Genomic DNA, 18,379 nt, shown 5'->3' with positions numbered 1-18,379 from the left:
GATGGAGAAGCATAATACACACGGGCATGATGCTCATGAATCCCATGGCGGATCGATGAAGTCTTACGTCATCGGCTTTCTCTTCTCAATTGTACTAACGATCATACCGCTCGTAGTCGTGCTGAATGATCTGTTGAACAAAACGGCAACAACCGTGCTCATCCTTGTGATGGCCGTCCTGCAGTTCGCGGTTCAGCTCATTTTCTTCATGCATATCAAAGATGAGAAAAAGCCGCGTTTCAACCTCATGGCGCTTATATTCGGCCTCGTCATTTTGCTGACGATCGTTGCAGGCTCCATCTGGATCATGACGTATAATACGGTTGCTTCTTAGTCAACCTTTGGATTTATAAAAGGCTGCAATCGAGTCTTAGGACTCCGGTGCAGCCTTTTGCTATACAGGTATATGAAAAAAATAACTATAACCAAACTTTCCCTATCTCTGCTTCCCCCATTCATGACATACTCATGAATATAAGCAGGATAAGGGAAAAGGAGGGGCCTTTTATGCCCATAAAGCTGCGAGCACTGCAGCTGCCGGAAGATTACGAAGGGATTGCGCGGCTGCTGAATACGGTCTGGTCTGAGCCTTCTACAGCCAAAAGCTTGCGTGAAGCGGACGAAAAATTATATGAGGTTGGACACACTTGGATGGATGAGAACGGACTGCTGGCTGGTTATGACCGGGAACGGCGGGTGGCTTTTAATGCAGATGGCGAGATTGTCGGCTATGTCTGGTCTTGGCGGGCGCCTTGGACGGAGCCAGGCTATATGTGCAACACGCTGGTCGTTGCGGAAGCCTATCGTAATCGTGGTGTAGGGAAGCTCTTGCTGCAGCATATTGCAGACTGGGCCTCCAGGCTGGGCGCTGTCGCGCTCATGGCTGAGGTCTGGGATGACAATCAAGCTGCAATTGATTTTGCTAGCAGGAGAGGATTTGTTATTGAGCGACATGCGTTCCAGTCCCTTTTAAATCTTGACGGCAATCAGGCGCAGCTGGATGCGGCTCTATCGGGCTTTACAGAATCGAAGGAAGTCCGCTTTCTAACGCTGGCGGATGAACCGGGCGAGGTAAGTGAGCAGAAGCTGTATCAGCTTTACAAAGAATCACTGGTAGACATCCCCGGTTATTTAGGCGATGTGCCTGAATTTAACGAATGGCGCAAATGGTATTTGCAGGTGGACGGTTATGCGCCCGAGCGCGTTCTGATTGCCGCTGACGGAGACCGGTTTATCGGGGTGACGAATGTGCTGCACAATCTGCAGACCAACGGCATGTACCACGAATATACCGGCGTGAGCCGGGATTACCGCGGCAGAGGAATTGCGTATGCCTTAAAGATAAAGGCTGTGCAGATGGCTATGAACAGAAAAGCGTCCTATCTTCGTACCGATAACGATTCGACGAACGAGCCTATTTTAAAAATTAACCGCAAGCTCGGCTATTTGCCTCTACGGGGGTCATACCGGATCGTCGCTCAGCTTAGTCGGGTGCTGGACCGTCTACCTGCAACAGACAGCTAAAAGCATTATTTTCTGCAAAATAAAAGCATGACCGAAGGCAGCTTTAGCCGCTTTTAGTCATGCTCTTTTTTTCTAAACTAACAAAGGTGACAAGCTAATGCCCCCGCTTCACAAGCTCCACACCCTTCGGCACGGTCAGCGTAAGCTGCGGATCGATTGTATCCGAGACAAGCCCGCCATCCCGGCGATCCACCGTTCCGATCATGACGTACATGGTTGAGCCGACGATATTCGTCCGCAACAGGCTGTCGTCCAACCGGTCAAGCTTCTCCGCTGACCAGTAACGGACCTGACCGAACAGCTTCACCTCTCTTGTGTCCGTCTCACTGAATTCTACTCCGTCCAATGAATGTACGACTATTTTATTAATGTCCGCGGGTACTTGCACTGTCTTTGTTTCCACAAACGCCGAGCGCTGCGTCATTTGCAGCCCCCTTTGCAGCTCATCGAACAAGCCAGTAGACATGAGCAGCGCAAGTCCTAAGCTTGCCATTCCGGCAGCCCCTACAAAAAAGACGCTGATCCAGTCGTACCGTACAATGGCGTGCTCGCTATTTGAAAACTTCAAGTAGAGCAGCAGCTCTGCACCGAGCATAATAAAAACGACCGGCGCTACCCACAGGAGCATTTCATAGGCTTCTATGTCCTGCCATAACGAAACGGCCAAAGCAGTACCCATCAGCATGAGCGTTACGCCCATCGACAGCGAGCCGACCCGCCATGTACGGATGCCTTCCGCCCGATTGGCCGGATGGACCATATTTACTGCGCTCATTGCAATCCCTCCTCTTGTTTGGAATGACCGGCTGGAGCTGCCGCAGGCGGTGCGGTTATTTGGGATTCTGCATTCGTCTTGCTTCCGAATGCCAGCCGCAAGCCAACAATTATCATAATAAAAGCAACGACAGCGGTAGGAATCATATATTTGATTTGTACATATTGCGAGTAAATTTCACTAGAGTATCTGGATGCAACCTCGGCGGCTACACGGTCAAGCAAATAATAAACGCCGAACCCGAGCAGCGCGATGCCGAACCATCGTTGATAAGGCACAAGCTGAGTCAGCACCGGATCATCGGTAAGTGTCTGACGTTCATAGCGCGACGACTGCTGCAGCGCATCGAAGAACGCAAAGCACCAGTAGAGCGGAAGCAAGAAGAAAAACAGCGACAACCGCAAATTGTCCATAATATATATGGTTAGCAGGAAGCCGCCCATTAACTGAAGCCCCCGCTTCTGAAGCCCCAAATACAGATGACCCGCACCCGGGAAAATCGACAGCGCAATAGCCAGCACTTTATTTTTGCGGCCGGAAGCGATGTGCGCCTCCAAGTCCTCAAATATGGCACGGTCGGTTAGCTGCTCGCCGCGCTGCTTCGCATGCAGCTGCTGAATGGCGTCAAACATGCTGTAAATCCATATGACCGGCAGCCCCAACAAAAATATCAGCAGCGCTCCCGTGCCCATAATCACGCTGAGAAACACGATAATCGCAAACAACCCGATGAATGAGATTAGAAACGTTATGCCGCGCTGCATGAGTCCTATGCTCATATGTCCAAGCCCTGGAAGCAGGGACAGCATAATCGTGCGGCTCTTCTCCCGCTGCTGGTCAAACGACAACGGCACAGCGCCGTCAGACGCTTCTGCAAAAGATCCATATGGAGGAGCCGCGGCCGCCCTTCCAGGCACCTTGCCCGAAACGAGTGTAATGATCATGTCCATCATGTTGATGCCCCAGCTCATCACGGATATAAACAAGAGGACGAGAACTTCATCACCGCCGTTATTTGCAAATGACAGTAATAACAATAGTACAAGCGGCCCGAAGAAAGCTCCTCCATACAAAACGGTTCGGATCGGACGGCCCAAATACGCATGCCCTGCGCCTGGTATAAAAGAAAGCAAAAACGCGGTTAACGGGCTTTTGTTCATTGATTATTCATTCCTCTCATTATCTTCGTCATGCTTTATTTAAAGCGAATCGCCTGCAGCCCATCGAGCCACGAGCCGGTTTGACTGACCATTTTGTCCGACCACGATTCCGTCTGTTTGTCTAACGGTATTGTAATTGCAGGCTGCGGCTCCTGCGCGTTCAAGTCCAGCTCATGCTGTGCCAGCTTCTGCGAAAAGGAGGCAAAGGTACCGCTGCCAAGCAGCAGCAGCGTGATGGAGGCAGCAATCGTATAATGTGTGACGGGATGCTGCAGCCAAGAGCTTCGGCGGTAGGGTCTCTCTTGTACGACGGTAGTAGTTGCTTGCGCTTGCTCAAGGTGATGATCATCAGGTGTCAACTCGCTAATGAGCTGTGTCACGACACGCTGCTCAAGCAGCTCCATATCAGGCATTGTAATCGATGGTTCGTACGCAGATCCTCCAACAACCGTTCCAGCTTCCAGCGACTCTACAGCGGCCGCGAATAGCTCTAAGCAAGTATCGCATACTGCCAAATGCCGCTCTGCCCAATCACGCTCCTGCTCCGTAAGCAAGTTGCGTACATAGTGATCCATTTGATCTGAAGCAATGTGTTCATCAGCACCATTTAAATAATCATGACCCGCAATCCATCCGTTCTCATCGTTCATTCGAAATCCTCCTTCCGCCAGTGGCGTTTTATCCAGCTCCGCGCCCGGTATAGACGCGACTCCACGCTTTTGCGCTCCAGTCCCGTTTCAACCGCGATTTGCTCATACGACTTATCTTCCATATAATAAGCGGTCACGACTTCGCGGTAGTTATCCGGCAGCCTATCGACCAGTACGCGAATCTGGCGTTTATCCTCCCGCTCCATGGCTATCGTCTCGGCAGCAGGCATACCCGCCGGCTGCTCCTGAGAGCTGTCCGGTATGACTTCGCCGCCGGACAACTCCTCCGGTCTGCGCGCCCTGCTGCGCTTGAAATCGATCGCCCGATTGACAGCAATCCGGGTAATCCACGTCTTCAGTCCATCCAACCGGCATTCCGGGAGGGAGCGGTAAATCTGCAGCAGCACTTCCTGCGTTACATCCTCCGCGTCATGCGGTGAATGAAGCACTGCGAAGACGGTTCTATATATGTACGGACCATATGCCTGTACGAACGGTCGATATTGCTCGGGCCCGCCGTTCTGTATCGCTTTGATCCAATCTTCGTCTTGAATGTCGCTCCCCTCCTTCCCAATGTAATAGACGTCAACCAGTCCCTCTTCCCCTGCACTTTCCCCAAAAAAATTTTCTATCTTCTCCACGGCCTGCAACAACGCAGAAAACCTCACCTTCGCGAGGTCAAGCTTCACGAACGGTGAGGTTCTCATTTTTTATCGGCTTCCGCCTATGCTGCGCATCCTGCGCGTCTTAGATTATACATCCAAAGCTTGCTTTAGCTCTTCCGGCGAACGGTCCCACCACTCCTGGTTGTGTTCAACCAAAAGCTTGCGGAGCGCTGTTTTCTCTACGTCGCCAAGCTCGCCAAGAATGTAACGCCGTTTAATGGAATAGTCCAGCTTGTTTACGTGATCAGCCAAAATCTTCCACCCGCGCCGCGCTTCCGTATCGATAAGCATCTCGCAAGCCGTTGCGCCGGCATAAAAGGAGCCTTCCTCATTGCGGTCGACGGCCACCCATACGATCCAGCATTGACGGCCATTAGGCGTATCCTCTTTGTTCGGCGTAAACTTGATGCCCCGCTCCACCTTGCTCTTCGCGTGCATCGCCCCAACATCGATATAAGCAACGCCCTCGTCAATAATTACGCAAGCTACGTCGCTCAAATCAATCGATCCCGCACCGAACCCTTTATGTTTTTTGCTGCTCACAACGTTGAGCGACAGTGATTTCTTTTCCTTCTTTTCCGGTTGTCCTTGTTCTTCCGTCACGCGTATTCACACCTTCCCCATACAATAATTCCATTTTAGCTAATAATCCTTGAAAAGCAAACATATACATGCTGTAGATGCTTGTCAACGGGAGGGAAACGTTCAATGACTCCACGCTATGTCAAACGAATTTTACTAGTTATACTCGCAGCCGTCATGCTCGGTCTGTCTGTGCAATACGGCTTCGGGAATGCTTGGCAATCCCAGTATACATATGCTTTCGCCCCCGCCGCCAAAGCCAAGCAAACGCCCGCTCCTGCCCAGAATTCGGCCAAGCCGCCTGTCGTGCAGGAGCCAAATACGGTTATGACGCCAAAGCCGCAATCGCTTAGTAAGCGAGTCGTTGAGTACCATATCAACGTTCAATTACGTGGCGATGCACAGCATTTAGACGGCGAACAGGCTATAACCTGGACCAACCCCGGTAAAAAAATGGTGTCCGAGCTCTATTTCCACCTGTATCCGAATGCCTTCCAATCAGAAAACACGACGTTTATGCGTGAATCCGGCGGCAAGCTGCGTCAGGACAAAGCGACGACGAACAGTATCGGCTACATGAAGCTGCTGACACTGCAAACCCTTGAGGGCGAGAGTCTGATGCCAAGGCTGCAGTACGTTCAGCCGGATGACGGCAACGAGAATGACTTCACGCTGGCCAAAATACGGCTGCCTGAACCGGTTGCCCCGGGAAAATCGGTCACGCTGCGTATGAGCTACGAAGTGAAGCTGCCGGAAGTATTTGCACGAATGGGGTACTCCGGCAAATTCGTCATGGCTGGTCAATGGTTCCCTAAGCTGGCTGTATATGAAACCATAGGTACAAGGGGCCGGACTGCCGAGGGTTGGAACGTGCACCAGTACCACGGCAATTCGGAGTTTTACAGCGACTTCGGTATATACAGCGTCCGGATTAAAGTGCCTGAGGCGTACACCGTTGCCGCAACCGGCTTCCAAACAAAACCTATCGAAGTGAAGGATCAGACTAAGGTGTACCAATTTTACGCCGATGACGTCCATGACTTCGCCTGGTCAGCATCGCCAGACTTCGTATACGAGGAAGCAGCTTTCTCCGATACGGGTATTCCCGGCGTACGCATTAAGCTTTATCTTGATCCGTCGCACGCGGCGCTCAAGGAGCGTTACTTGCATGCAGCCAAATCCGCTCTCTCCAAATACGCGCAGTGGTACGGTGAATACCCTTACACCACGCTGTCGATCATCGTTCCGCCGAAAGGAGCGAACGGCGCGGGCGGTATGGAATACCCGACGCTCATTACCGCATTTGCAGCTGAGAAGGATAACCCCGGCTTCGATCTGGAGCGGACAGTTGTACATGAGATCGGCCACCAGTATTGGTACGGGATGGTAGCCTCCAATGAATTCGAAGAGGCGTGGCTGGATGAAGGCTTTACGTCCTATGCGGAGGACAAAGTGATGGAGACCGCATACGGGCTGGAAGCCAACCTGCGGGTCGAAGCGAGCTACATGACGGATCCGGCGCCGCTCAAGCAGCTGTCGTGGGCATATGGAAGCCATGACCAATATGCAGAAAATGTATACATGAGAGCGAAGCTCGTCCTCATCGGCATAGAGAATCAGGTGGGCACAAGAACGATGCAAAAGATTTTACGTACTTATTTTCAAAAATATAAGTTTAAGCATCCTTCTACAGCCGACTTCCAGCGCGTGGTTGAACAGGTTACAAGGACAAAGTGGCATGATTATTTCAGACAATACGTTTACGATAACCAAATGGCCGACTTTTCAGTGGAGTCTATTCATGTGAGGCCGGTCAAACAGGACGGCGCACAAATGTACGAGTCGATCGTCCTTGTCAAAAAGCATGGCGGCACGAATGGTGAGATTCCAATCGTTCTGCAGTTCACCGACGGCACGAAGATGACAAAGCAGTGGAATGCGGAAGAATCCCATATCCAATACAAGCAGCTGCACTCTGCTCCACTCAAATGGGCCTTCGTTGATCCGAAGCACAGCAATGTACTCGATAACAAGCTCATCAACAACTTTATGCAAGCGCAGCTGCCGGAAGAAACGCGTACAAGGTGGAGCCTTGGCGTTGTGAAGCTGATTGAAGGGCTGCTCGGATCTCTGAGCTGGTAAGTAATTGCGTTCAAGGAGCGATAAACGATGAAGATACACATGAAGCAAGGCTGGCGGCTGGCGGGCAAACATTTTCACCTCGTTATTTTAATGTTTTTGTACCAGCTGCTGTGGGGATTTTTCTTATACCGCTTTATTGATTCGGTCGTTTCTCCGCTGCTGCGGCGGTTTCCCAGCTCCTATCCGTCTGATACGGCTGCACAGCACTTCATCACGGAGGCCCAGTTCCAGCTGTTCAAAACCGATCTCGTCTCGCCCTATTTGTGGCTGCTTGGGGGCCTGTTCGCCGCCCGGATGCTGCTGACTCCTTTGTTTAACGCGGGATTGTTTTATTCGCTGCACCACCAAATGAGAGATGGGGCAGGCACCCGTTTTCTCGAAGGTATTCGCAAAGCCTGGAAGCCGGTCGTTTTACTTTACTGGTTAGAATCTATACTCGCGTTAGCGCCTGCCTGGTGGCTGCTCCCCCGCTCCTTGGATTCCCTTCTGGAGAGTGGATCGATTCCGGAGCTGCTGCAATCCATACTGCCTGGAGCGTTCTTATGGCTGCTTTGGGGCACGGTGCTTCATCTGGTCTTTCTGGCCATGCAATTTGGCGCTGCCTCAGGTGAAGGGATTTTCCGCTCCTTATGGCGCGCTTTAAGAAATTTCGTTTCCTATGCGGCAATATCATTGATCATGTGGGCTATTGGTGCCGCTCTAGGCCTCGTCGTAACGAGCCTGTCGATGCTCTGGGCCGGCTTATTCGCACTCATCGTACATCAGGGCTATCACCTCGTCCGGACCCTTATGAAAGTGTGGACCATCGCATCGCAATATGATCATCTGCAGTCGAAGCAGATATAGACAGTTAGTCTGCATATAAGGTTTCACATAACAAAACCTCCGACTATTCGGAGGTTTTTTGTATGAAAAAATTTTAATCTTTCATCGGAAAAACCGGGGATTATCGCTATTCACGGAGTTCTGGCTAGTCCAAGCGGCATTGCCGTATAAGGACAATTCAGCATATTTTACAGCGGCTTCACATAATTAATGAAAATGAGTCATGATAATTAGTTATTTAGCACTAATAACATGTGTTTATTTTACATGAAAATTGTTTAAACGAACCATTTAGTCAAAAGGTTACATGAGAATTATTAGAATTTGCCAGTAAAGGCAGGAGATCAATGAAAATAATCGAATAATTTCCAAGAGCATTACTAAACTGCCTAATTCCCTATCGGGAAACGGGGGAACCATTTTGGGTGAATTGATTCCGACGTTGACTTTTTTCAGCGCCTGAGGAATCATAGGGGACCTTCAACCGAACCCCACAGCTAACCTCGTCGGCATCGGAAGGAGTTTCACAATTGAAAAAGGTTACCGCACTACTATTGGGTCTCGTACTCGTACTCGCTTTTCAAGCGGGAAGCGTTTTCGCAGACTCCAAACTGGACGGATATATCAATAATGTTATTGGTAGTCCGTACAAAAGCGGCGGAAATACGTCGAAAGGTTTTGATTGCTCCGGTTTTACGACCTATGTGTTCGATAAAATGGGCATTGATCTTCCGCGCACATCCGCTTCTCAAGCAAAAACAGGCAAGAAGGTCGCTAAAACTGACCTTATCCCGGGAGATCTCGTGTTCTTTGACACGGCAGGAGGCAATAACAGCTCCGTCTCCCACGTCGGCATTTATATCGGAGACGGCAAGTTTGCACACGCATCCTCTAGCAGAGGCGTTGTAACAGACAAACTTAATTCCTCCTATTATGAGAACCGGTATGTGACTGCACGTCGTGTCATGGATCCGGATTCTTTCGTAAAATATGCTGACGAAGAATAGAGTCACCTGAGCAGCCCTCTAATGAAGGGCTGCAATGGCGTGCTCACCCAGTAAAGCCGCAGTTGTTTGTCCATTAGCGACAAGCCGCATGCGGCTTTACTGTTTCCATTCCGTCCTCGACCTGAATTCAAGCTTACGATGCGGTATAGGAAAGGAGCTGTACAACGATGTATTTATTTATTCATCGCAAGGATTTGCGTGTTGCGGATCTGCGTGCATTTGATTACTTACGATCGAAGGATGCCGAGGGTATCCATCTGCTTATTATAGATCCCGCTTTAACGGCTCAAGGACGACTTACCAGCCACAGCGGACGTAATTTTGTTGGACAGGCGGCCTCGCTGCTGCACAGCTACGCAAAGGCTGGTAAAGAACTGCATGTGCTTTACGGTGATCCGGTACACGTTACGGAAGCTCTCCTGCAATCACACCCGATTGATGAAGTTGTCGTTCATGCCGACTATACCCCCTATGCGCGCAGCCGAGATGAGCGCCTGCAGCAGACCGTCCACAGGCTGGGACGCCGCTGGATATCAATCGCAGATGCTCCGCTTGCCGATTTAGAAGCTTTTCCGGCTTACACGGGGCGAAGCGAACCATATAAGGTGTTCACGCCGTTTTACCGGATGTGGAGCAGCTTTATAATGCAGAGCTACAATCCGATGGGCATCACAACGATACATGACCTGAATACCGTTCGGGAGATAAGCGGAAGGGTGGCCGTTCCCTTTGCATTGCCCGAGCAAATCGCTTCTGCACTTGGCGGTACTGCGGCTGTCGAAGGTTCCGTCAAATCGGCACTTCTGCTGGACCGCTTCGTACGTGAACATTTGGCTGCGTATGCGGCCAGCCGTGATGCATTTGCCGAGGGTCACACGAGCGGGCTGTCACGCTTCTTGAATACCGGCGCCATATCCGCCCGTCAAGCTTACGAAGCGACGGAAGGATTGCCTGGAGCAGAGACGTGGTTGCGGCAGCTGGCATGGCGCGATTTCTATTTGTATCAAGCGATGTATCACGAAGATTATTTCCGTTACGAGCATCTTTCCGATTTGTCTGCGCTAACTGATAAGCACTTCGGGGCGTGGGCGTCCGGCGCGACCGGCATCCCGATTATCGATGCAGCTATGACGCAGCTTAATCGGACGGGCGAGCTGCCTAACCGGCTGCGGATGGTAACTGCTATGTTTTTAACAAAAAACCTGCTCTGCCCGTTTACGCTTGGCGAACAGCACTTCCGCCTTAACCTCAGCGACTATGACAATACGCTCAATCGCGGCGGCTGGCTGTGGTGCTCTTCGCTTGGCTATGACGCAGCGCCTTATTTTCGCATAATGAATCCTGCGACGCAGTCGCAGACGCATGATCCGGTCGGCAGCTACATTAGGCGCTGGCTGCCCCATCTCGCTCATTTGTCAGACAAAGAGATTCATCAGCCGCTTAGCGGCGCCATCGTTGATCTGAAAGCATCGCGGGCGCGAGCGATTGACGTATACAGATCAATTGCGAAACAGCCAATTGTTCAAGCTTGACGGCGACCAAGCGTAAACGGCTGTCGCCGTCCTTGGCGGCAAAAGCTCGTTTCGCGGTGAAATATAAGCTTATTTATAACTGTGAAATTTATAAATTCTTATATTTTAAAAAAACCTCCAAAGCGGCTAAGAGTATTAGCGGCTTCGGAGGTTTTTGCTATTCATTCGTTTCGATGTCAGGATGGTCGGGGTCAGCGACTCGCTTTACGCTCGCCTGCCATTCGACTCCGCTGTCCCTGTCTTCTGCCAAGCACGAGCATAGCTGCCAGCAGCAGCAGCATAAATAGAACAAGCGCACTATTATACCATAACGTCGATTGCACATTGAATTGATCCATAATCCAGCCGGTTACCCGCGGGAAAATAGCGCCGCCCAAGCCGCCGAATGCGACGAGCAGGCTCGTTGTCCGTTCAGTCATACCCGGAATAAGCGCGTTCGCGTACACAAGCGCAATTCCGAAAATACCGGAGAAAAACAATCCGCTTAATCCGACAAATACAAGCATCCAGCTCAGCTGCCCCATTAACGCCATCAAAATAAATACAACTGCAGCACCTATTGTTGCGATGATCAAATAACGCGAGTAGCCCATCCGATCAGCAAGAACGCCTGCGAATAGACGGCCTAGCACCATAGTACCCCAGAAGAGGCTGAGCACAGCTGCCGCACTCGCCTCATCCACACCGGAGCGAACGATAAGAATTGACGGCAAATAGTTGGAGAAGCTCATCTCCATTCCAACATAGATCATGAAAAATAAAGCCGACAATAAAAGGAACGGTAACGCTTGGCGCGGATAACCGAAAAATCCCGATAAACCTTCGGAATGAGCTTCTAACGCAGCCGCAGTCTCTTTATCGCCTTCACCATCCGCTCCGCGCGGAATGAAGCTAAGCTGATTATCCAGCTCTCCGAACGACATCGTCAGCCAAAGGACGAATGTAATGCCTGACATCGCCGCTAATATAGGAAAGGACACCTGCCATACGTTATGCTGAATTAAGTAAGCAGCCGCAATAGGTATCAACAGCGCACCCACGCCAAAAAAGGTTTCCAGGCGGCTCATCGCCGAAGCTTTACCATTCTTCACCATATCTATGATCATCGCGCCTACAACGGCTTCTGTCAAACCGAAGCCGAGACCCGCCAGCGGGGCAAAAGCAAGCATCCAGCCCCATGGGAGCAGCAAGCTGTATGCAGCCTCGCTAACCGTCAGCACGCCGAGCGCGATAAGCACTGCGCCTCTCTTGCCGACTCTGGCAGTAATAGACGGAGCCAATAGAACACCGACCAGAAATCCGAGAAACTGATTCATAATCCATTGCCCGCCGTCTTTATAGGTCAAGCCGTAATGCTCCATCAATTGTTCCAAAATAGCGCCGCCCACAACATGCGCGACCCCAATAATTAAATAGGATAAGCAGCCAAGCCAAATTAACTTTCTCATGCAAAATGATCTCCTTATGTATGTACGTCCTATTGTGCCTATGATGATATAATAAACCTATTTCACTACCCTAACGGAGGTAACCGATTCATGACGAGTGATCCAAGCTCCACTTATTATAAACGACATCCGATAGCAATGACCATACACCCGCTCGAAATCAAGCATGCCAGGCAAATATGCGAATGGGCTTACGAACCGCCCTTCGATATTTATAATTGGCCCTCCTGGGAGCAAATGAAAAAGGACGGCATCGAATTTGGCGATTCCGTCCTTCGTGAAGCGCAATATGCAGCAGTTCTCGGCAATCAGCTTGAGCTGATTGGTTTTGCTCAATTTTTTCCGATTGCAGGTGTCACTAGACTCGGTCTAGGGTTACGGCCCGACCTATGCAGCCAAGGACTTGGTTCCGCCTTTGCTCGCCTTATCGCTTTAGAAGCACGCAAGCGTGCGCCTCGCGATGAAATTGATTTGGAGGTTCTTGCATGGAACTCGCGCGCCGTACGCGCATATGAACGGGCAGGCTTCCGGATTGCGGATACGTATTCACGTCCAACGCCGCAAGGCTTTGCGGAATGCCATTGTATGGTGTACGAGCCTGTTGATGACTAATACCGCTGTCGAAAATTATATGAGCCTTATGATTTGCGTGACCTTTTCTCCTTGGGAAACCTCAATAATGTGATGCTTGTTATTATACGTAATTACACCGTTGCCGACTGCAATAACCGGATCCTCCCCGAGCCCGAAAAACACATCATCCGCCAGCGCTTCCATGACCTCGTTCCGATCATCAACCGTCAGGGCCTCCCATTCCTCCGGCTCCATTTCAAAAAAGGTGTAGCTGCTATCGATTTCACCGACCGCCGCCGTCAAATCTTTCAATATATCTGCATACTCTCTCGCGTGTCTTACGCCCATTTGTGTATAACCACCTTTGCCATAGTCATATTTTGTAATCTTCTCCCTACTATTTTACCTCATTTCATCATTTTTAACGTCTAGTGCGCTAAATCATTCCTTTTACTCTAACTTCAGAATACCCATTTGACGATAATATAAGAAGTAGAGAAATGTCGAAAATGTATTGGACGGGGTGTATGATGAAAAATTCAACAATTATTGGTCTTGTGCTGGGTCTTGTCGCTGTATTGGGAGGGATGGTATTAAAGGGAGCACACCTGTCGTCTCTTTTGAATCCTGCCGCTTATATGATTATTATATTAGGTACGGTTGCTGCTGTCATGATCGCCTTTCCAATGTCCGAGCTTTCCAAAGTAGGCAAGCTGTTAAAAATGGTATTTTCTGAACAAAAGCTGCCACCGCGCGATGAGCTGATTCAGCGTTTCATGGAATGGGCTTCCATTACACGCCGTGAAGGCTTGCTTGCCCTTGAAGCGAAAGTAGATGAAATTGAAGATGTGTTTCTTCGTAACGGCATGCGTATGATTATTGACGGAAATGATCAGGATTTCGTTCGCGACGTCCTGCTGGAAGATATAGCTGCAACGGAAGACCGTCACAAAGCCGGTGCTCTTATTTTCACGCAAGCAGGTACATATGCGCCTACGCTCGGGGTACTCGGAGCCGTTGTCGGCTTGGTCGCAGCGCTGGCGGACATGAGCGATATGAACAAGCTGGCTCACGCGATCGCCGGCGCATTCATCGCTACCCTGCTTGGTATATTTACAGGTTATGTGCTTTGGCATCCGATTGCGAATAAGCTAAAGCGTATGTCCAAGAAAGAAATTCAAATTCGTCTTATGATGGTTGAAGGTCTTCTTTCCATTCAATCCGGCGTATCTACAATCGCCATCAACCAGAAGCTGTCCGTATTCCTGACGCCGACAGAAAGATTGCAGATGAAGGAGAAGGAGGAAGGAGCCGCTTGAGCAGAAAGCACAGACACGAAGAACACGAGGAGCATGTAGACGAATCTTGGCTCATTCCGTATGCCGACCTGCTCACCCTGCTGCTGGCACTCTTTATCGTGTTGTATTCGATGAACTCCGTCGATATCAAAAAGTTTGAAGAAATGTCCCAAGCGTTTAATGTCGCTCTAAGCAATGGCACAGGTATTTTAGAAAATACGGCCATCGTGAAGACTGGCGACGATAACGGCAAGAAGCAGGACGAGGAAGGCAGTCAGGAAGACAAGAAAGAAGATAAGAAGGAAGAAGAAGCTCGCGAAGCGCTCATGAAGAAAGAGCAAGAGGACCTGGAGAAGCTGAAGAAACAGATAGACGCATACATTAAGAAAAATGGATTAACGACCGATCTGGAAACAAAGCTTAATCTCTCACAACTCATGATAACGATTAGCGACAACGCCTTATTCGCTCCAGCGCAAGCAAATGTGAAGCCGGAAGCGGAAGAGCTGGCGACGGCAATCGGTAAAATGCTGCAGCAATATCCAGATTACGAGGTTATCGTTTCCGGACATACAGACGACACACCGATATCGACCGTCTTCTTCAAGTCGAACTGGGATTTAAGCTCTATGCGGGCCATACGTTTCATGGATATATTGCTCGAAAATAAACAACTGAAGCCGGAACGCTTCAGCGCCATTGGCTACGGCGAATATCGTCCGGTTGCCGATAACAAAACGGTTGCAGGCCGCGCCAAAAACCGCCGTGTCGAAGTATCGATTATTCACACCTATGCCGACTCTGCCAGCACTCAGCAGCTGAACGTTACGAAATAGCATTTCAAACAAAATCCCCTGATTTGGCCCGCACTCGGCGCCAAATCAAGGGATTATTTGGTTCATAGCCCATTACACCGGCTCGTAGCCTAACGTTTGAAACAACGTCGTCTTCTCTGCTTCCGTTAAATCACGCCACTTACCGACCTGCAATCCACCAAGCTGGATATTCATAATTCTCAGTCGCTGCAGTCTTCTTACGTGATATCCAAACGCTTCGCACATTCTGCGTATTTGCCGGTTGCGGCCTTCCGTCAGAATAATGCGGAACACACGATCCGTTACTCTCGTCACCTCGCAGGGCAGCGTCATGCTTCCGAGTATATGTACGCCGCTCGCCATCCCTTGCAAAAATGCAGCCGTCACCGGCTTATCAACGGTTACGATGTATTCCTTCTCATGCTTTCCTTCCGAACGCAGAATGGGATTAACGACATCCCCGTCATTCGTAAGCAGGATCAAGCCTTCTGAATCTTTATCGAGCCTGCCAATAGGAAAAATCCGTTCCGGATGGCCTACGAAATCGACAATATTCCCTTTAATATGAAGCTCTGTTGTACTCGTAATTCCGACAGGTTTATTCAGTGCAATATAAACATGCCGCTTCTGCTCGCCAATTTTCCGTCCATCGACACGGACATCATCGCCAAGCTCTGCCTGACTTCCCAGCTGCGCGGTAACCCCGTTAATCGTTACCCGGCCGCTTTCCACCAGCTTATCCGCCTCGCGTCTGGAGCAAAATCCCGTTTCGCTAATAAACTTATTAATTCTCAAAAACTGTTCACCTCGTTGTATGTACGGCCGACTATCCTTCCAGTATAACGCTCTCGCTTCCTTCTTTCAAAATAGGAAGCATTACGTGTACGGTTGTACCCACTTTTACTTGGCTTCGAATATCCATGGTCCCGCGATGGCTGTTAATGATGCGCTGGCTGACCATGATTCCAAGGCCTGTACCCGTTTCTTTTCCCGTAAAAAACGGATCGCCAATCTTCGCAATCATCTCATCCGGAATGCCTTCCCCCTCATCCGCAATCGTTATCGAGATATGTTCCCGTCTATGGGAAACGTTGATATGAATCAGCCCGCCGCTTGGCATCGCTTCAATCGCATTTTTCAACAAATTAATAAATACTTGTTTTAACTGGTTCTCCTCGCAAGAAATACGGCAATTCTCTTCAGTAAAAGCTATACGGAACTCAATATCGTGAAGGAGCGCTTCACTATTCATAAAGGCAATAACATCCTGAAGCACGTCGCGAACATCCTTCGTTATAAACTTCGTTGCCTGAGGCTTCGCTAATATAAGAAACTCGCCAACGATTAGGTTGATACGATCCAACTCAGACAGCATTAGGCTTACATGTGCTAAAGTCAGCTTGTTCGTCTCCTGCTGAAGTTGCAGGAAGCCGCGTAGCGTGGTGAGCGGATTACGAATCTCATGGGCTACGCCTGCCGCCAGCTGTCCGACAGTCGTCAGCTTCTCTGATCTGCGCAGCAGTTCCTCCATTTTGTTGCGGCTTCGCATATCCCGCGATATGCTTGCAAATGCTCTTATGGTCCCGTCTGAGTCGCGAATAGGTGAAATCGTCACGCTGACGGGAATCATCTCGCCAGACTTGGTAACGCGCATCGTTTCCTGTGCGGGAAGCACCTTGCCGGCTAACAATTGGCTCAGCATATGTTTCATCTCTGCTTGATGCGAATCTGGAAGAATCGGATAAATAAGACCGATCGCTTCTTCTTCCTCATAACCGAAAAGCAGCTCAAATGCACGGTTTACTTGTATTAACTTACCATCCAGATCAAAAAGATGAATCGCATCGCTTGTATGATTGATAAACGACTCTAAATGCTCCTTCATCCGGCGGTTTTCCTCGAACGCTCTGCGCAGCTTATTCATATAGATGCTTAAATTTTGCGACATCGCATTTACCTTCAGCGCAAGCAAACCAAACTCATCCTTGCGTTTAATTTTGATCGGCTGGTGGAATCTGGCGGAGGATACCTCATTTACTTTCCATAATATATCCTTTAACGGTCTAATCATTGCTCCCACCAGCCAATAGCTAATGAAGAGTACCAGCACCATAACAACGACCGAGTAAATAAGGGTATCGTTCCACTTTCGAACGACAAACTGTTTAATCCTTTCGTCATCATATACAATGCTAATTGTATAGTCATTTAACTGCTCACTCGTATAATAGCTTCTAAAATAAGGCTTATCGTTAATGGTCATGTGGCGGAGTTCAAAATCAGCTGACTTTACCTCTTTCAAAAAGGTGTAATCACTGGTTGAATCCATGTATGTATAGGTGCCAAATGGAACCGTATAAGTCTCTTGATCAAATACGGTTATTTCCTTTATATTTGGATTTAACCTTTTCACAATATCAAAGATATGCTCAGGGCCGGATGCTCCTTCCACTAATGGAACGGAATCAGTTTCCGACTGGTTCTTATAGAACGCAAAGGACTGCGCCACATGCATGGAAGTTTCCTTCATCGTATGCCGCATTTGCTCACGCATCCCTTGGATCATCGAATATTCGCTCAACATGTGGTGGAGAATGAAAAACGTCAATACAATAAGCGAAATTAAGACGGATAACTTCATCTTTATCGACAATGAACGACACATCCTTTTACCAGATGATCTTATAGGATTAGTTCACATTACCTAAGCACCTGATTTTATGCAAAGATATCTTGTATACAAACACATTTTATTAACAGCTTATACACATTGTCAACAAGTATTGTGCACAGGAGTGAATAATTTGTGAGTATATATGTGTATATCAATAAAGTTATCCACAATGTTATCCACGACATGTTAACAACGGAATATTTGTTCGCTGTATAATCAATAATTTGTAAAGGGGTTATCGTTCATGATTAGAGAGCAAGAAGATCAAAAATGGATGTTAGAAGCAATCGCTGAAGCGAGAAATGCCGAGCAAATCGGGGAGGTTCCCATCGGAGCTGTTATTGTACGAAATAATGAGATTATCGGGAGAGGGCACAATTTAAGAGAGACGCGGTTTGATCCGACCGCTCACGCTGAAATGGTTGCCATTCGTGACGCCTGCGATCGCATCGGCGCTTGGAGATTATTAGATTGTACGCTTTATGTCACATTAGAGCCTTGTCCGATGTGCGCCGGTGCGATCGTCCAATCGCGTATTAAACGTGTCGTTTATGGAACGTCCGATCCGAAGGCGGGCTGCGCCGGGACGCTTATGAACTTACTGCAAGAGCCCCGTTTCAACCACGAAACGGAGCTCACCAGTGGTATTCTTGGAACTGAATGCGCGTTGCTGCTAACCCAGTTTTTCCGTCGACTGCGAGAACGGTAA

Annotated in this window: 19 protein-coding genes and 1 riboswitch; of the genes, 10 read left to right on the top strand and 9 right to left on the bottom strand. The window is 49.2% G+C overall.

Annotated features, from left to right (window positions below; all coding sequences use genetic code 11):
* Window position 1: 1 nt before the first annotated feature.
* Together cyoD and DFP97_RS28315 are read left to right on the top strand one after the other, a co-directional pair.
* Window positions 2–334: a cytochrome o ubiquinol oxidase subunit IV gene (gene cyoD / locus DFP97_RS28320; RefSeq protein ID WP_114384023.1), complete on the top strand. Its 333-nt coding sequence runs from the start codon at window positions 2–4 to the stop codon at window positions 332–334.
* Between the two features lie 173 nt (window positions 335–507).
* Window positions 508–1,524: a GNAT family N-acetyltransferase gene (locus DFP97_RS28315; RefSeq protein WP_181873709.1), complete on the top strand. Its 1,017-nt coding sequence runs from the start codon at window positions 508–510 to the stop codon at window positions 1,522–1,524.
* A gap of 94 nt (window positions 1,525–1,618) precedes the next feature.
* Here the strand turns inward: DFP97_RS28315 and DFP97_RS28310 are convergent, their stop codons facing one another.
* Genes DFP97_RS28310 through DFP97_RS28290 form a run of 5 tightly spaced genes read right to left on the bottom strand, consistent with a single transcriptional unit; the run spans window position 1,619 to window position 5,377 of the window.
* The gene (locus tag DFP97_RS28310) at window positions 1,619–2,299 is read right to left on the bottom strand and encodes a hypothetical protein (RefSeq protein ID WP_114384021.1); all 681 of its coding nucleotides are present in this window, start codon (window positions 2,297–2,299) and stop codon (window positions 1,619–1,621) included.
* Window positions 2,296–3,459 (bottom strand): hypothetical protein, encoded by a 1,164-nt coding sequence (locus DFP97_RS28305; RefSeq protein ID WP_181873708.1) that lies wholly within the window; start codon window positions 3,457–3,459, stop codon window positions 2,296–2,298. The genes DFP97_RS28310 and DFP97_RS28305 overlap by 4 nt, the downstream gene beginning before the upstream one ends.
* Before the next feature lie 35 nt (window positions 3,460–3,494).
* Window positions 3,495–4,109: an anti-sigma factor gene (locus DFP97_RS28300; RefSeq protein ID WP_114384020.1), complete on the bottom strand. Its 615-nt coding sequence runs from the start codon at window positions 4,107–4,109 to the stop codon at window positions 3,495–3,497.
* Complete coding sequence (locus DFP97_RS28295; RefSeq protein WP_114384019.1) at window positions 4,106–4,816, bottom strand: RNA polymerase sigma factor; 711 nt, start codon at window positions 4,814–4,816, stop codon at window positions 4,106–4,108. The genes DFP97_RS28300 and DFP97_RS28295 overlap by 4 nt, the downstream gene beginning before the upstream one ends.
* Window positions 4,817–4,861: 45 nt before the next feature.
* A complete protein-coding gene (locus tag DFP97_RS28290) occupies window positions 4,862–5,377 on the bottom strand; it encodes a YwhD family protein (protein ID WP_114384018.1) in 516 nt (171 codons plus the stop codon).
* 105 nt (window positions 5,378–5,482) lie between these two features.
* On the opposite strand from DFP97_RS28290, the gene DFP97_RS28285 reads away from it, so the two are divergent.
* The 4 genes from DFP97_RS28285 to DFP97_RS28270 all read left to right on the top strand — a co-directional run bounded on the left by DFP97_RS28285 (window position 5,483) and on the right by DFP97_RS28270 (window position 10,862).
* A complete protein-coding gene (locus tag DFP97_RS28285) occupies window positions 5,483–7,498 on the top strand; it encodes a M1 family metallopeptidase (protein WP_114384017.1) in 2,016 nt (671 codons plus the stop codon).
* A gap of 27 nt (window positions 7,499–7,525) precedes the next feature.
* Window positions 7,526–8,344 carry a hypothetical protein gene (locus DFP97_RS28280; RefSeq protein WP_114384016.1) on the top strand — a complete coding sequence of 273 codons (819 nt, stop codon included), beginning with the start codon at window positions 7,526–7,528 and terminating at the stop codon, window positions 8,342–8,344.
* A gap of 355 nt (window positions 8,345–8,699) precedes the next feature.
* Window positions 8,700–8,850, top strand: a riboswitch (cyclic di-AMP (ydaO/yuaA leader).
* 3 nt (window positions 8,851–8,853) lie between these two features.
* Window positions 8,854–9,330 carry a C40 family peptidase gene (locus DFP97_RS28275; protein WP_114384015.1) on the top strand — a complete coding sequence of 159 codons (477 nt, stop codon included), beginning with the start codon at window positions 8,854–8,856 and terminating at the stop codon, window positions 9,328–9,330.
* A 167-nt stretch (window positions 9,331–9,497) separates the two neighbouring features.
* Window positions 9,498–10,862 carry a cryptochrome/photolyase family protein gene (locus DFP97_RS28270; protein ID WP_114384014.1) on the top strand — a complete coding sequence of 455 codons (1,365 nt, stop codon included), beginning with the start codon at window positions 9,498–9,500 and terminating at the stop codon, window positions 10,860–10,862.
* A gap of 191 nt (window positions 10,863–11,053) precedes the next feature.
* On the opposite strand, the gene DFP97_RS28265 is transcribed toward DFP97_RS28270, so the two are convergent.
* The gene (locus tag DFP97_RS28265) at window positions 11,054–12,310 is read right to left on the bottom strand and encodes an MFS transporter (protein WP_114384013.1); all 1,257 of its coding nucleotides are present in this window, start codon (window positions 12,308–12,310) and stop codon (window positions 11,054–11,056) included.
* 90 nt (window positions 12,311–12,400) lie between these two features.
* On the opposite strand from DFP97_RS28265, the gene DFP97_RS28260 reads away from it, so the two are divergent.
* Window positions 12,401–12,922, top strand: coding sequence for a GNAT family N-acetyltransferase (locus DFP97_RS28260; protein ID WP_114384012.1), 522 nt, complete (start codon window positions 12,401–12,403; stop codon window positions 12,920–12,922).
* A 15-nt stretch (window positions 12,923–12,937) separates the two neighbouring features.
* On the opposite strand, the gene DFP97_RS28255 is transcribed toward DFP97_RS28260, so the two are convergent.
* Window positions 12,938–13,231, bottom strand: coding sequence for a hypothetical protein (locus DFP97_RS28255; protein ID WP_114384011.1), 294 nt, complete (start codon window positions 13,229–13,231; stop codon window positions 12,938–12,940).
* 182 nt (window positions 13,232–13,413) lie between these two features.
* Between DFP97_RS28255 and motA the strand changes: the two genes are divergently transcribed.
* The gene (gene motA, locus DFP97_RS28250; protein WP_114384046.1) at window positions 13,414–14,202 is read left to right on the top strand and encodes a flagellar motor stator protein MotA; all 789 of its coding nucleotides are present in this window, start codon (window positions 13,414–13,416) and stop codon (window positions 14,200–14,202) included.
* A complete protein-coding gene (gene motB / locus DFP97_RS28245) occupies window positions 14,199–15,017 on the top strand; it encodes a flagellar motor protein MotB (RefSeq protein ID WP_114384010.1) in 819 nt (272 codons plus the stop codon). Before motA ends, motB begins: the two co-directional genes overlap by 4 nt.
* Window positions 15,018–15,089: 72 nt before the next feature.
* Here the strand turns inward: motB and rluF are convergent, their stop codons facing one another.
* Both rluF and DFP97_RS28235 read right to left on the bottom strand, forming a co-directional pair.
* Window positions 15,090–15,791 (bottom strand): 23S rRNA pseudouridine(2604) synthase RluF, encoded by a 702-nt coding sequence (rluF, locus tag DFP97_RS28240; RefSeq protein ID WP_114384009.1) that lies wholly within the window; start codon window positions 15,789–15,791, stop codon window positions 15,090–15,092.
* A gap of 31 nt (window positions 15,792–15,822) precedes the next feature.
* The gene (locus tag DFP97_RS28235) at window positions 15,823–17,649 is read right to left on the bottom strand and encodes an ATP-binding protein (RefSeq protein WP_245976633.1); all 1,827 of its coding nucleotides are present in this window, start codon (window positions 17,647–17,649) and stop codon (window positions 15,823–15,825) included.
* 265 nt (window positions 17,650–17,914) lie between these two features.
* Between DFP97_RS28235 and tadA the strand changes: the two genes are divergently transcribed.
* On the top strand, window positions 17,915–18,379 hold the full coding sequence (gene tadA, locus DFP97_RS28230; RefSeq protein WP_114384008.1) for a tRNA adenosine(34) deaminase TadA: 465 nt from the start codon (window positions 17,915–17,917) through the stop codon (window positions 18,377–18,379).

The organism is Paenibacillus prosopidis (assembly GCF_003337375.1).
Lineage (GTDB): Bacteria > Bacillota > Bacilli > Paenibacillales > Paenibacillaceae > Pristimantibacillus > Pristimantibacillus prosopidis.
This window is presented reverse-complemented; position numbering and strand designations above follow the sequence as displayed.

What these genes read in the sequence shown, in the direction of transcription:
- DFP97_RS28285 (WP_114384017.1), top strand. Translation starts at nt 5,483, where the DNA reads ATGACTCCACGCTATGTCAAACGAATTTTACTAGTTATACTCGCAGCC.
- tadA (WP_114384008.1), top strand. Translation starts at nt 17,915, where the DNA reads ATGATTAGAGAGCAAGAAGATCAAAAATGGATGTTAGAAGCAATCGCT.
- DFP97_RS28280 (WP_114384016.1), top strand. Translation starts at nt 7,526, where the DNA reads ATGAAGATACACATGAAGCAAGGCTGGCGGCTGGCGGGCAAACATTTT.
- DFP97_RS28300 (WP_114384020.1), bottom strand. Translation starts at nt 4,109, where the DNA reads ATGAACGATGAGAACGGATGGATTGCGGGTCATGATTATTTAAATGGT.
- DFP97_RS28260 (WP_114384012.1), top strand. Translation starts at nt 12,401, where the DNA reads ATGACGAGTGATCCAAGCTCCACTTATTATAAACGACATCCGATAGCA.
- motA (WP_114384046.1), top strand. Translation starts at nt 13,414, where the DNA reads ATGAAAAATTCAACAATTATTGGTCTTGTGCTGGGTCTTGTCGCTGTA.
- DFP97_RS28315 (WP_181873709.1), top strand. Translation starts at nt 508, where the DNA reads ATGCCCATAAAGCTGCGAGCACTGCAGCTGCCGGAAGATTACGAAGGG.
- cyoD (WP_114384023.1), top strand. Translation starts at nt 2, where the DNA reads ATGGAGAAGCATAATACACACGGGCATGATGCTCATGAATCCCATGGC.
- DFP97_RS28255 (WP_114384011.1), bottom strand. Translation starts at nt 13,231, where the DNA reads ATGGGCGTAAGACACGCGAGAGAGTATGCAGATATATTGAAAGATTTG.
- DFP97_RS28295 (WP_114384019.1), bottom strand. Translation starts at nt 4,816, where the DNA reads ATGAGAACCTCACCGTTCGTGAAGCTTGACCTCGCGAAGGTGAGGTTT.
- DFP97_RS28310 (WP_114384021.1), bottom strand. Translation starts at nt 2,299, where the DNA reads ATGAGCGCAGTAAATATGGTCCATCCGGCCAATCGGGCGGAAGGCATC.
- DFP97_RS28265 (WP_114384013.1), bottom strand. Translation starts at nt 12,310, where the DNA reads ATGAGAAAGTTAATTTGGCTTGGCTGCTTATCCTATTTAATTATTGGG.
- DFP97_RS28270 (WP_114384014.1), top strand. Translation starts at nt 9,498, where the DNA reads ATGTATTTATTTATTCATCGCAAGGATTTGCGTGTTGCGGATCTGCGT.
- DFP97_RS28305 (WP_181873708.1), bottom strand. Translation starts at nt 3,459, where the DNA reads ATGAACAAAAGCCCGTTAACCGCGTTTTTGCTTTCTTTTATACCAGGC.